Below are 12,377 nucleotides of genomic sequence, written 5' to 3' on the forward strand. Positions count from 1 at the left end.
ATCCGAAATTGACGAATCTATCTATAAAGAAAACTCCCTTATTATTGGGAGTTTTCTTTGTGAGAAATATCTTGAATGACATCCTCTAATGTCACATTTTTTAATACTTTTTCCATTGCTAATTGCGCAGAAGCAAATAATGGTTCAATCGCGTCTTGAATATTCCGTCCGACAAAGCAATCGGGATTCGGTTTGTCGTGAATGTTAAAAAGCTCGTTCTCTTGAACGACATTGACTGCCTTATATACGTCATAGATGCTGATTGAGGATAGATCTTTTCCTAAATTTGCTCCAGCAATCCCTGGCTGACTTTGCAGTAGTCCTGCTTTTTTTAACATACCCATTATTTTCCGTATGACAACGGGGTTTGTATTGACACTTGAGGCGATTGATTCTGATGTATGATTCATCTCTTTATCGAGTGCTAATAGGGTTAATATATGAATGCCTACAGACAGGCGGCTACTAATTGACACTTTATGTCACTTCCTTTTTCGTAATTGGACATATTATAAGTATACCGTAAAAGAAAGTGTATTTTAAGAAGGGTTGACAGGATGATAACCTGTAACTATAATGATTACATGTAATCGATTTAGTTACAATAAATGTGCAGGAGGTAGCAATAATGAAGATTGGTGTAATTGGAGCAAGTGGTTTAGCAGGAAGTTTAATTGTAGACGAAGCTGTTTCACGAGGGCATGAGGTTACAGCCATTGTACGAGACGTGAAAAAAGTGAAAAACAATCAGGTAGCGGTAGTAGAAAAAAATCTTTTTGATCTTAAGACGGCGGATCTTGAAGGGTTCGATGTCGTTGTAAATGCTTTTAAAGCGCCGATGGGTGAAGAGAGTCAATATGTGGATGGAACAAAGGTATTGATTGAAGCGTTAAAGGGTGCTCCGCAAACAAAGTTGATGATAGTAGGTGGTGCCGGCAGCTTATACGTTGATGAAAACGAAACAATTCGTTTGTACGATACACTTGACTTTCCAGAAGCCTTCTTACCAACAGCTAAGTATATGGGCGCAAGCTTAGAAGAATTAAAGAATTCGACAGGAATACAATGGACGCATGTTAGCCCGTCAGCATTCTTTGATCCGAATGGTCCGCGTACTGGATCATATAAATTGGGAAAAAGTAAGCTACTCGTAAATTCAAAAGGAGATAGCTATATCAGTTACTCCGATTACGCAATCGCTTTCGTTGATGAAATCGAAAACCCACGTCATGAAAATGACCGCTTTACTGTTGTAGGGGAATAATTATTAAAAAGGTGCTTCTTTTATTGAGAAGCACCTCAGATTACCCGACAAACGCTGGCATACGTCGTTGTTTGTCTCATCCCCCTTATGAACCCTCTGTTCTATTCGAGTCTTCATTCGACTTTACGCCTAGTCTTAAAAGCGTTCTCAAGACATTCTGAGGATTTCCTTTTTGCAGAAGCACCTGTTTGTAATCATTATCCTGCAGAAAATAGAAGAATCATAACAATGAGATAGGCAAACATAATAGCACCGAAAGCAGTGTTATTTGCGGTAGTTGGATCCCCTTTTTGAATTTTTTTAAGCAGCGCTACCAAATTAACGAAAAAAATGATTGCAATAATGGGAGTAATGTAAAAGAAGAGTGCCATAGATTTCATACCTCACGTAAAAATTTTATGTTTAAAGGTAGACAACAGATTAAAACTCAAAAGCTTCATGTGAAATGACTCTTGCGAACCACCTAAGCAGTTGGTTATGATGGGAAATAATCTTTGGAGCACTCAATTCATTCGAATTCCATGTACTATGTGCATCAGAAATTAAGGTTACTTTATAATTTAAGCTATAGGCGCGTCTACAAGTGGTATCAACACATAATTCAGTTTGGATCCCTGCCAAAATTAATTCTGTCACTCCTCTTTTTTGAAGTTCATCATGTAAGGTTGTATTGAAGAAGGAGTCTGGAGTCGTTTTTTGGATAACGATGTCTTCTTTAAAAGGTTTAATTTGAGGATCGATTTCCCATTCGGAAGTACCGTTCTCTAATAGCTTACCACTAGGAGCATTATGTTGAATATAAAAAATCGGGACATCAATTGAACGGGCTTTATTGATCAGTTTACGAATTCTCCTTATAAGTTTGTCAGCATGATAGACTTCTTCATTTTTTATGAACATTCCATTTTGTACATCAATAACAAGCATTGCCTTCAAGTTTATTCTCTCCTTATGCTTCAATCACTCTTTGTTTATTATAACCCGAATTGGTATAATAGTATAAATATTCTAATATTAAGGAGTGTTTGTGTGGGGAAACTACGATCTTTTTTCTCCTTTTCTTTTGTGAAAAACAGGTATTTCTTGTTATATGCATGTTTTGTGACGGCTGCCTATATTATTCATACGCTCGCTTATATTCAACGTTACAAATGGTTTGAAGTTCCGATTGGCCAAGTTTCCACTGTCGAAAGGATGACTGCGGGTAGAAACTTACAGCAAACCATAGACTTAACATGGGGTCTTATTATTTCGGTTACTCTTTTCTTCATATGGCAGTATTGGAAAAAGGATGGGGTTAAAAGCCTTGTTCGTCTATCTCTTTTGCAAATTTCCTTATTTGTTGTTTTAGTTATAGTTGGTCAACTTCTTGTCATTCATTCAGGTGTTCTTCACCATGAGCATAGATCCTATAGTGTTCAATTTGCAATCATCTATCTACTTTCTATTCCTGTTTTTCTGTTGCTTTCTTCGATAAAAAGTAAAAAGCGTGTTACACATTTAACGTAATGAGGATTCTCCATTTTCGACTATGGCTCTGTATGTGGATTTTGATTTGCATCGCTCAATGGACTATCCATTTGTGGCTTGAGTGGATGACACAGTCACCTATAAATGCGCTGATTGTTGCGGTGGTTCTCTCTTTCATGCTATACCCTCTCGTTTGCTGGTTGGTTCTCTTTTCAATGGTGAGAATGAGAATAAAGCTTATTAAACTCATGATTTTTCTATTCGTTTTTGGCTTTATTACAAACCCATTGATTTATCAGTTTTACAAAATGTTTTAACTTAGTTGGACTTCTGCTGGTACTGTTATCTGCTATAATGGTATTGAATATTCATACTATTATAGTGGAGTGACAGCATGAAACAAATTTTTGCTTTTGAAGAATGGAAGCAGCATACGCAAACGAAGTCTTTTCGTTTTTTTGCGATCATAATGTCTATATGCAGTATTCTTTTAACTTCTTTTCATATTCATATGAATCAAACGTATGTGCAAAGAGGCACCGCATTATCCGATGCGGAGTATAGTACGGTTCTCGTTTTATCAAGGTACATGGATTTCTTCTTTATTGGTCTGTTTATCATTTTAATCCTCGCCTTGCTTTACTATGGGTTTTTAAGAGAAACGGTTGCCTTTTTACAAATTATCCTTGAGTTCTCGATTTTATTAGTAGTCTTATCGATTTGTAATTACATCCTAACACTCTTTACTGGCGTACCATATGCGCCGCTTTTCTGGTACATAAATTATACACTTATTCTTCTAGCCTTTGTCTTTATTTACGGTCTTATGAAGCTTAGTGCCGATCAAAGCAGGAAGAAAATGAAAAGAAAAAAGCGGGTGAAAAAGTAGAGAGTACTTCCGTTGAGTTTAGTATGTTTGTATGATAGTGTTAAATCAATTGAAATATGATTTGCAGGGGGACTCTTATTAGAGTTGAGAAGGTAAAACCTGACCCTTAGAACCTGTTCGTTAAGACGAGCGTAGGGAGCAATGTATGGTTGATGTATACGAATCGATTACACAAAGCTCTCCAACATTGGAGAGCTGAGATTGTAGACAAAGTCGATTTTGACTTTGTCTACATTTTTTTCGTAGTACTTTTTGATAATAAGAGAAACCCTCAGAATGTCTTGAAAACGCTTGTCAGACTAGGCGTGCGGTCGAATGAAGACCCGAATAGAACACACGGTTCATGAGGGGACGAGTGAGACAAATAACGACGTATGCGAGCGTTTATCAACAGTCTGAGCTCTCCAACATTGGAGAGCTTTTTATCATTTAGTCACCAAGTTGCTTTCAAATGCATTCTTTTGTCTTTTCATATTTTGATTAAATACAAGGAAAAGAGGATGAATCATGCAAAGAAAAACAGTGTTGATTACAGGAGCAAGTAGAGGTTTAGGAAGAGAGATTGCAAGAACATTTGCTGCACAAGGCTACAATATCGTCATTAACTATTATAAAAGCAAGGAGCTTGCAGATGCATTAGTAGAAGAAATTGGTACGAATCGCGCTGTTGCTATTCAGGCAGATGTGTGAGAGAAGTCATCTGTACAAGCAATGGTTGAGAAGGCGCAAGCAACATTCGGAATCATTGATGTTGTTGTAAACAACGCACTTGTCAATTTTAAGTTCGATCCGATTGCACAAGCTAAAGTAGAGGACTTAGAGTGGGTGCATTATCAAGAACAGCTTGAAGGTGCTGTAAAAGCATCGTTAAATGTGATTCAAGCTACCTTACCTATTATGAAGGAAGCAGGCTATGGGCGCGTTATTCAAATTGGTACGAATCTTTTCCAAAACCCTGTAGTACCCTATCATCAATACACAACAGCGAAAGCTGCTTTGTTGGGATTCACACGAAATATGGCAAAAGAATTAGGCTCTGCTGGCATTACGGTAAATATGATCTCAGGTGGCTTACTCGAACAAACAGACGCTAGTGCTGTAACAACACCAGAAGTGTTCCAACTTATAGCAAATAGTTCAGCACTAAATCGTGTTACGACGCCACAAGATGTAGCAGAAGCGGTTGCATTTATCGGTTCGGAAAAAGCGAGAGCCATCACTGGCCAAAACCTCGTTGTCGACAGTGGTTTAACATTTAACTAAATAGAGCTAAGAAGGTTGTTCCAAACAGAGGAACAACCTTCAAGTGATGCAATCATACATAGATCAAATCTCTACGAAATGGAGAATACAAATTCTTAGCGATGCGATACCTCTTCTAATTGCTAGATTATCTACCAATTAGAAAAGACATCGTGGTATCTTTTAGAATCAAGAATGGATTGTTTCCTTTAAAGAAAATTGTGCAGCATACTCTGCATGTAACTTTGTCGAGTCAAATAGAGGGATGGTAGAATCTTCTTCAGATAAGAGCAGAGGGATTTCTGTACAGCCGAGAATGACACCTTCAGCTCCTCTTTCTACTAACCGTTCAATTATATTTATATAAGCCTCTTTAGAGTTCGGACAGATCGTTCCTTGACATAATTCCTCGTAAATGACATTGTGCACAGTTGTACGGTCTTCATCTGTTGGAATCATTGTTTCGATCCCATGCTCTGCTAATTTTTCCTTATAAAAATTCTTCTCCATCGTAAACCTCGTACCTAATAATCCGATGGTAGACAGTCCTTGCTTTTTGATTGCAGCTGCAATGACATCGACAATATGAAGCAATGGTATAGAAACAGATGATTGGACTTCGTCTGCCATTAAATGCATCGTATTTGTACAAATGATAATAAGGTCAGCCCCAGCCTTCTCTAAAGATTGTGCAGCATGGATCATTTCGTTCGTTGCCTCATCCCATCGACCTGTATTTTGTAGCTCCACAATTTCGTGAAAGTTAAATGAATGCATCACAACTTTTGCTGAATTGAGCCCACCATATTGCATTTTTACATATTCATTGATTCGTTTGTAATAATCAGCTGTTGATTCCCAGCTAAGCCCACCTATTAGTCCGATCGTTTTCATCTCTCACTAACCACCTTTTTAAGTTTATTCAAACTTATCATGATATACTGGTATGTTATAGAGCCAATAAATAAACATATTTATAGTACCAGATAGGGTGTGAATAGATGATTTGGTTTGAAGTGGATCGTGAGAGTAAGACTAGTTTGACAAAACAGGTATATCAGCAGATTCGACAGCTCATTTTAAGTGAGCAGCTTGTTGCAGAAACGCGCCTGCCATCATCGCGAGAATTGGCTAATCAAATAGGAGTTTCTAGAAATACCGCCTTAGCGGCTTATGAACAGCTGTTGTATGAAGGCTATATTTATATGAAAGAAAAATCGGGGACCTACGTGGCTTCAGGAGTAGCCTTACAGGTGGAATCTATTCAAAATCCGAGAATAGTCGAGACACAACAAGGAAAGAAAGAAGATGTCATTGACTTCCGTGCTGCGCATCCTGCAATGGATCATTTTCCAAGAAGAGTATGGGGAAAGCTAGTGAAAGACATTTGCTTTGATGTCGATCAACATATTTTTGGTTATGGAAATCCGTCTGGTGAGGAACGATTGCAAACAAGTATTGCGAATTATGTATCGCGTACAAGAGGAGTGATTTGTTCCTCTAAACAAATTGTGATTACTTCTGGTGCAACCCAGGCACTTTATCTCATTACTAGATTGTTAGCTGGGACGTTGGACACGATTGCAGTAGAAGATCCTGTAACAGACGAAATGCGCGGGATTTTTTCACAAGCTGGTGCAAAAGTGATGCCAATCCCAATGGATGAAGAGGGAATCATCCCAGCATGTCTTCCAGAGAAGGAAGTTTCTAACTTTGTATTTGTTATTCCATCTCATCAATTTCCAACAGGCATTACATTAAGCATCCAGAGAAGGATCCAACTTGTAGAGTATGCGAGAAAGATGAATAGTTATATTGTTGAAGATGATTATGATAGTGAATTCACCTATGAAGGGACTGCTGTGTCGTCGATGCAAAGCCTCGATCCGAATAAGGTGATTTATGTTGGAACCTTTAGCAAAATCCTGTCTCCAGCAATTAGAATTGGCTATGTTGTATTGCCGCCTGCGCTGATTCAGTCGTTCCAAAAGTTGAAATGGTATGCGGATCGTCATACAAGTACGATTGAGCAATTAGCGATGGCTAAATTTATAGAAGATGGCTATTTAGATCAACATATTCGGAAAATGAAGCGTATTTATAAACGGAGAAGAGCCACTTTGGTTCATGCATTAAACAAGCATTTTTCATTCTGCAAAATCATTGGAGAGGCAGCTGGCATGCATTTAGTCGTTGAGTTTTTAAACATTATATTTGATGATGCACTAATAGAGAAAATCAAAGATGCTGGTGTACAAGTTTACCCTGTGGAGCATTATGCGATAACAAAAGGAAAGTATAAAAATCAAGTTGTTTTAGGTTATGGAAGCTTAACAGAAGAACAAATAGAACTTGGTGTTTCACGCATTGCTTCTGTATTGATGACGTACTAGGATAAGAGCATCCTCACTAATGAGATGTCCTATTAGATCAATAGGAAAGGACAGGTGACAAGGACGAGAAGAGTTGGCAAGCTCTCTAATTCAATGCGCTCTCCTCCTTCTCCGAGCCTCATTTGTCTTTCTTTTTTATGTAGAATGATTTTTAGTATTTAGCAAGAATTGATTCACTTTTTCAATATATGCTTTAGCTTCCTTTGATAACTTATAGTCATTCTTTTTAATCCATCCAAACTTAAACGAAGTGTCCATAAAATTTGCTATGTTAAGCGCTTTTGTATTTAGTGATTGATCATAAAGAATAGAAAGGTCATGTCCGATCGTAAGTGCTTTAAGATCTGAAACGGTTCTCATGATGAGATTTATATTTGTAGTCCTCAAGAAAATATCAACTGGCCCAATGATTCTTTGTATAGTTGATATGCACTCTTCAACATAATCATCATTGTAGAGGACGAATAATTGATCTTTTAATGAGTGTATTGTAATTTGTTCGTCTTCTTTAAATAGAGTGGAGTCTTTTGACGCATAGACCCTTAAATCTCCATTCAGAATGGGAATGAACTCAAATTCTTTTACTAAATCAAGATGTGTTTGATTTATGGCAATAAAGCCAATGTCTATCTCATCGTTTTTAAGGTCTTCAATAATGTCGAAGCTGCCTTTTTCATCTACTTCAATTTTAAAAGTAGAATAATGGTTTTTAAAATGTAGATAGGTATCAATGATAGGGTTCATTAATCCTGGAATCATTGAAATTTTGAGATAATCGTTTGTTTTTAGCTGGTTATGTGCTTCCTCCTTGACTTCATGTATAGCAAGTAAAGCAACATGAGCCTTTTCTATAATTTTATCTCCTTCTTTCGTAGCGATGGCTCCAGTATTGGTACGTTCAAATATTTTTATGTTTAGCTCAGATTCTAATTTGGTGATGGCCTGGCTTAAACCAGATTGAGTAATATTTAATGTCTTTGCGGCTTTAGCAAGAGACTTTGTTTTTGCTACTTCTACAATGTACATTAATTGTTCAATATTCATCGTAAACCACCTTAAGTAAAAGTAAACGCTTGTTTAATTATATTAAATTTTCCTTATGTCATTCAATTGTTATACTATTCTTATATTAGAATAGGGGATGAGGAAATGAAGGCAGCTGTATTACATGATGCAAAAGATTTGAGAGTAGAAGAGGTAAACGAACCAATTGTACGATCTAATCAAGTAAAAGTAAAAGTAGAGTGGGCAGGAATATGTGGCAGTGATCTTCATGCATATTCACATGGAATATCAAATGAACCACATCCGATTAGTGGAGTGAAACCACCATTTGCTCTAGGACATGAATTTTCGGGAACAATTATTGAGTTAGGTGATGGGGTAACAAAACATAAAATTGGTGAGAGAGTAACGATTGAACCACTTATCTATTGTGGCGAATGCTATGCATGTAAAAGAGGCTATTACAATCAATGTGCCAAGGTGGGGTTTGTAGGATTAAATCGTGATGGCGGTTTTGCAGAATATACAGTAGTTGATGAAGAGATGGTTCATGTTCTTCCGGACAATGTATCATTGGAAGAAGGGGCTCTAGTTGAACCAACTGCAGTTTCATTCTATGCAGTAAGAGAAAGTAAATTAAAAGCAGGAGATTCTGTAGCCATATTTGGAGCTGGTCCTATTGGATTGTTAACTTTACTATCTGCAAAAGCAGCGGGTGCTACAAATATAATTGTGATTGATTTATCTGCTGAAAGGCTAAAAAAGGCAAGCGAACTTGGAGCAACAACGGTTATAGACGGTAGTAGAAATGACATTGTAGAGACGATCTATCAAATTACGAATGGTGGAGTAAGTGTTGCTTATGAATGTGCTGGAGTACAGGCGACGATGACAAATGCTGTAGCTTCGGTAAAACAAGGTGGTCAGATCATGGCTATAGCTGTTTACTCTAAACCTGTTAGTGTAGACATGGGGCAAATCATGTTTAAAGCAGCTGATGTAACTTCTACATTAGCATATCGCCACGTATTTCCAGAGGTAATTGACATGATTTCTACTGGTCGATTAGATGTAAAAGAAGTGATAACGAAGAAAATATCTATAGATGATATTGTTGAGGAAGGTTTTAATCAGTTAATGAACGATGTAAAACAAGCGAAAATCCTTGTTAAACCATAAATATTCTATTAACTTGAACCCGTTGGAATCGATTAAGATACAGCGGGTTTCTTATTGTGGAAAAGCTGGCTACTTTTAAGAGATTAGTACTATTTGTAGTATAATTTGAATTATCAAAAATAAAGGGGGGAATGGTTTGAAGCAAACAAGAAATCCAAGCACGATACATGAACCAGTTGCGCCTTATGTACACCAAATTGAGGTGACAGGGCCAAATAGGTGGCTTACACTTTCAGGGCAACTAGGCATGAACATCGATGGCACTGTTCCAGACGATGGAATGGACCAATTGAAAGTTGCTTTAGAAAATATAAGGAAAAATTTAGAGGCTGCTAATATGAATATAGAAGATTTAACGAAACTAGTTTTCTATTTAGTTGGAGATTTTGATCCAAACAAAAGAAGAAAGATAATAGCGGATTTTTTAGGAGAACATCTTCCATGTACAACAATGCTCTATGTTGTAGCACTAGCAGCCCCTGCTTTTAAAGTTGAGATCGATGCATGGGCATGCAAAGAAATCATATAAATTAGGAGATGATTAGTTGGCGAAGATTGGATTTATTAGACACGGAATTACTGAATGGAATGCACTCGGCAAGGTTCAAGGGCTAACGAATATTCCACTCAATGATGAAGGGACACAACAAGCGAGTAAACTTGGAGAACGTCTTTTAAATGACAAGAGATGGGATGTAATCATAACAAGTGATTTATCGAGGGCGCATGAAACGGCAAAGATTATAAGCAATAAAGCCAACATTCCAATTGTACGTTTGGACAAGAGACTTCGAGAAATCAACTGTGGGAGCATTGAAGGAACAACTGAAGAGGAAAGAATCCAAAAGTGGGGAAGCCAGTGGCGTGAGTTGGATTTAGGAATGGAAAGCTTCGAGGATGTTGCGAAAAGAGGGCGATCCTTTCTTGAAGAAGTCCATCAACAATTTTTTGGTCAAAAGATTTTAGTTGTTAGTCATGGTGGCCTAATTGGTGCAACACTACGACAATTGCTTCCTGACAGGTTTCCTACACCTTATATAGAAAACACGTCCATCACCATTCTTCAAAATGTTAATGGCAGCTGGGATTGTGACCTATATAATTGCACGAGGCATCTAGATGACCATGTTCACGATGATTATATGTGGTTGTAACTTTAGTTGTGCAATTGAAGAGTTTGATGAGCTAATGAAATTAAGTAAGAAGAAAATTTAGATAGAAGTGGTGTTTACTTGGAGCATTTAACCTTTAAAGCAGAATAAATAGTGTCCGCTGTCTCTAAATCTTGGTCTTTAGATTCAAGTTCAAAATGGAGTAAAGATAATCCAGCAAAGGGACAGTGTGGTGTAACATCGTTAGTTGTAAATGATCTACTAGGTGGGGAAATTAAGAAAACAAGATTGCCAGAAGGATGGCACTTTTATAATGTTATAAATGGTAAGAGATTCGATTTTACTGCATCTCAATTTATGAAAGAGATTATTTACATGGATATACCATCAAATAGAGAAGAAGCATTCAAGGATACGAATGATGAGCAATATATCTATCTAAGTTCAAAAGTTTTAACGAATCTTGATTTTTTATAAAAAGGACAAAAAAGCAGGAGTTGTGAACTGTGCTTTCTGTCCTTTTTCTATTATTTTCCTTGATTGTAGCTTAGTTCAGGAACGTTCATTTTCCCAATTGCTTTGTAGCGCAGAACGAATAGAAATGAGAACACGCCTAGAGCAAGAAAAATAAAGCGAATATCAATAAACTCTGCAAAGATTCCTGTTAAAAAGCCTGAGAGTGGGAGAGTGCTTAAGCTCAACATTGAGATGAGACCACTGACTCTTCCGAAAATCTCTGTTGGAACAATGGACTGGCGATATGTCCGATTCAGGACATTAAATAAGATGACTGGTGCACTTTGTAAGGAAACTCCTATAAGCAAGCTTAAGAAGTTCCAACTAGCTCCTACAATGATGATGCCGATTGCGCTAAAGAGCAAGGATGTTAGCATTAGCGGAATAGGGTTCTTCCCTTTCCCCAAATAGTTGACAAGGATAATTGACCCGATTTGTGCGATTGCTGCTCCAGTATAAATGAATCCAGTTTCAGTTGAAGATAAGCCGATGCTATCACGGGAAAAGAAAACAAGCATAGAAATCAATGCCCCATTTGCAAAATTAACAACAAGAATTAAACCAGTTAATGGCCTCAATGTTGGGTGCTTCCAAACATATTGTGCTCCTTCTTTAAACTGCTCCCATGAATTACTTTGTTTTTTAGCCATTGATTGAGCTGTGAGGAAGTCAAGTAAGAAAATGGAGACGATAATCAGGACAAATGCTAGGGCGTTTAGAGTGAGCACAAAATAAGCCCCGATTTGTGCAATCAATACACCTGCGATCATGCTTCCGAACAAAACGGACGACGTATCAATAAATTGAAAAATGGAATTCACCTTCACTAACTGCGCCTTTTTAAATAACTGCGGAATGATGGTACTATTTACGACTGAATAGCAAGCTCCTGCACTGGCGATCAGAAAACCTAATAAATAAATCTGCCAAATTTGTAATATACCAAACGAATGAAGCAAGGGAATGAGACCGATACAAACTCCTTGAAAGAGTAAGCTCCCGATCATCAGTAATTTTCTTGGCATGCGGTCTGCTAAAACACCAGCGATTGGAGAAATGAAAATATAGGGCAATGTTTGAATGAAAAACATCGAACCCATGCTAGCAGCCGACTGTGTAATTTCATAAATAAGCCAAGGAAGCGCAAATATATACATTTTATCAACTAACTTAAAAATGATCGTTCCAAAAAAGTAATAATTGAAATTATTCATGGTTTACCTCCTTTGCCTCTCTATTATCATCTTTAATAAAAGGGTTAAAAAGGGTACAATTTAGAAAATGTTGTCCCCTTTTAGGAGTGAGTA

General features: G+C 37.3%; 13 protein-coding genes, 1 pseudogene and 1 riboswitch. Of the genes and pseudogenes, 9 read left to right on the forward strand and 5 right to left on the reverse strand.

Features of this window, described 5'->3' with window-relative positions:
• Nucleotides 1-41 precede the first annotated feature (41 nt).
• Nucleotides 42-476: an Rrf2 family transcriptional regulator gene (locus tag AC6F34_RS13510; protein ID WP_500773001.1), complete on the reverse strand. Its 435-nt coding sequence runs from the start codon at nt 474-476 to the stop codon at nt 42-44.
• A 152-nt stretch (nt 477-628) separates the two neighbouring features.
• Between AC6F34_RS13510 and AC6F34_RS13515 the strand changes: the two genes are divergently transcribed.
• Nucleotides 629-1,264 (forward strand): NAD(P)-dependent oxidoreductase, encoded by a 636-nt coding sequence (locus AC6F34_RS13515; RefSeq protein ID WP_500773003.1) that lies wholly within the window; start codon nt 629-631, stop codon nt 1,262-1,264.
• Nucleotides 1,265-1,684: 420 nt separating this feature from the next.
• Here the strand turns inward: AC6F34_RS13515 and AC6F34_RS13520 are convergent, their stop codons facing one another.
• Nucleotides 1,685-2,191: a cysteine hydrolase family protein gene (locus tag AC6F34_RS13520; protein ID WP_500773255.1), complete on the reverse strand. Its 507-nt coding sequence runs from the start codon at nt 2,189-2,191 to the stop codon at nt 1,685-1,687.
• A gap of 102 nt (nt 2,192-2,293) precedes the next feature.
• Here AC6F34_RS13520 and AC6F34_RS13525 point away from each other — a divergent pair, with 102 nt between their 5' ends.
• The 3 genes and pseudogenes from AC6F34_RS13525 (at nt 2,294) to AC6F34_RS13535 (ending at nt 4,886) form a co-directional block, all read left to right on the forward strand.
• Nucleotides 2,294-2,773, forward strand: a complete 480-nt coding sequence (locus tag AC6F34_RS13525; RefSeq protein ID WP_500773005.1) for a hypothetical protein — start codon at nt 2,294-2,296, stop codon at nt 2,771-2,773.
• Between the two features lie 355 nt (nt 2,774-3,128).
• Nucleotides 3,129-3,623: a hypothetical protein gene (locus tag AC6F34_RS13530; RefSeq protein WP_500773007.1), complete on the forward strand. Its 495-nt coding sequence runs from the start codon at nt 3,129-3,131 to the stop codon at nt 3,621-3,623.
• Between the two features lie 55 nt (nt 3,624-3,678).
• Nucleotides 3,679-3,778, forward strand: a riboswitch (TPP riboswitch).
• 352 nt (nt 3,779-4,130) lie between these two features.
• Nucleotides 4,131-4,886, forward strand: a pseudogene (locus tag AC6F34_RS13535) (3-oxoacyl-ACP reductase).
• 168 nt (nt 4,887-5,054) lie between these two features.
• On the opposite strand, the gene AC6F34_RS13540 reads toward AC6F34_RS13535, so the two are convergent.
• Nucleotides 5,055-5,759, reverse strand: a complete 705-nt coding sequence (locus AC6F34_RS13540; protein ID WP_500773009.1) for an aspartate/glutamate racemase family protein — start codon at nt 5,757-5,759, stop codon at nt 5,055-5,057.
• Nucleotides 5,760-5,866: 107 nt separating this feature from the next.
• Between AC6F34_RS13540 and pdxR the strand changes: the two genes are divergently transcribed.
• Nucleotides 5,867-7,258, forward strand: a complete 1,392-nt coding sequence (pdxR, locus tag AC6F34_RS13545; protein WP_500773011.1) for a MocR-like pyridoxine biosynthesis transcription factor PdxR — start codon at nt 5,867-5,869, stop codon at nt 7,256-7,258.
• A gap of 135 nt (nt 7,259-7,393) precedes the next feature.
• Here the strand turns inward: pdxR and AC6F34_RS13550 are convergent, their stop codons facing one another.
• Complete coding sequence (locus AC6F34_RS13550; RefSeq protein ID WP_500773013.1) at nt 7,394-8,302, reverse strand: LysR family transcriptional regulator; 909 nt, start codon at nt 8,300-8,302, stop codon at nt 7,394-7,396.
• A gap of 105 nt (nt 8,303-8,407) precedes the next feature.
• Here AC6F34_RS13550 and AC6F34_RS13555 point away from each other — a divergent pair, with 105 nt between their 5' ends.
• From AC6F34_RS13555 to AC6F34_RS13570, 4 genes are all read left to right on the forward strand, one after another.
• Nucleotides 8,408-9,442 (forward strand): 2,3-butanediol dehydrogenase, encoded by a 1,035-nt coding sequence (locus tag AC6F34_RS13555; protein ID WP_500773015.1) that lies wholly within the window; start codon nt 8,408-8,410, stop codon nt 9,440-9,442.
• A 136-nt stretch (nt 9,443-9,578) separates the two neighbouring features.
• On the forward strand, nt 9,579-9,971 hold the full coding sequence (locus AC6F34_RS13560; protein ID WP_500773017.1) for a RidA family protein: 393 nt from the start codon (nt 9,579-9,581) through the stop codon (nt 9,969-9,971).
• Between the two features lie 16 nt (nt 9,972-9,987).
• Entirely contained in the window at nt 9,988-10,596 is a 609-nt protein-coding gene (locus tag AC6F34_RS13565; RefSeq protein WP_500773019.1) for a histidine phosphatase family protein, read from the forward strand.
• A gap of 108 nt (nt 10,597-10,704) precedes the next feature.
• Complete coding sequence (locus AC6F34_RS13570) at nt 10,705-11,031, forward strand: YunG family protein (protein WP_500773257.1); 327 nt, start codon at nt 10,705-10,707, stop codon at nt 11,029-11,031.
• A gap of 50 nt (nt 11,032-11,081) precedes the next feature.
• Here AC6F34_RS13570 and AC6F34_RS13575 read toward each other — a convergent pair whose 3' ends face one another.
• On the reverse strand, nt 11,082-12,284 hold the full coding sequence (locus AC6F34_RS13575) for an MFS transporter (RefSeq protein WP_500773021.1): 1,203 nt from the start codon (nt 12,282-12,284) through the stop codon (nt 11,082-11,084).
• Nucleotides 12,285-12,377 lie beyond the last annotated feature (93 nt).

The sequence above is a fragment of the Niallia sp. CD-39 genome, from assembly GCF_059874745.1.